Consider the following 777-nt stretch of genomic DNA (forward strand, 5'->3'; position numbering starts at 1 on the left):
GGCCCCCGGCGACACCGTTCAGGTGAATGATGGTAAAAACATCGCTATCACCCGCAACGGTACGGACATTACGGTCGCCACTATCGATTCACCACAGTTCGGCAATGTCACTGTTAATACTGCTGGAGGTGACACCATCAATGGGCTGAGCAACCTCACCTTTGATCCCGATAACTTCACCTCAGGGCAGGCTGCCAGTGAAGATCAATTGAAGCAAGTCAGTGATATCGCCAACACCGGCTGGAACCTTAGTGCCCAAGACGCCGTGGCACAGAACATTGCTCCGAACGATGAAGTTAATCTGCGCAACAGTGACGGTAATCTGGTGATTACCCAGGCCACTAATAATGGCCGCGAAGAAATGACCTTTAACCTCAGTGACGATGTGGTCGTTAATAACAGCGTCAGCGTAGGTAGTGTGGTTACCAACGCCACCACCAACGATATTGTCGGGTTATCCAATATCGACTTGGCCGACCCCAGCTTCGCCACGCTAGGCCGTGCTGCCACCGAAGAACAGTTGGCAATCTCGGCAGCCGCCAGCCGCACTGAAGTGGCCGCAGGTACCAACGTGGCCAGTGTTGGCCAAACCACCGGCGCTGATGGCCAAGACATCTACACCGTGAATGCTAATGGTGCATCGGTGAGTGCTGGCTCTAGTGCAGTGGATGTAACTGCCGCTGCCCCCGACGCCAACAATGTCACCGACTACGCCGTGGATCTCAGCCAAGCCAGCAAAGACAGCCTAACGCTGGCTGACTCCGCATTACAAAGTGT

General features: G+C 54.6%; 1 pseudogene. It reads left to right on the forward strand.

What is annotated here, in order from left to right:
* Positions 1–777 (forward strand): annotated as a pseudogene (locus tag HVE01_RS19985) (hypothetical protein); the annotation flags it as partial.

The organism is Vreelandella venusta, from assembly GCF_007989605.1.
Lineage (GTDB): Bacteria > Pseudomonadota > Gammaproteobacteria > Pseudomonadales > Halomonadaceae > Vreelandella > Vreelandella venusta.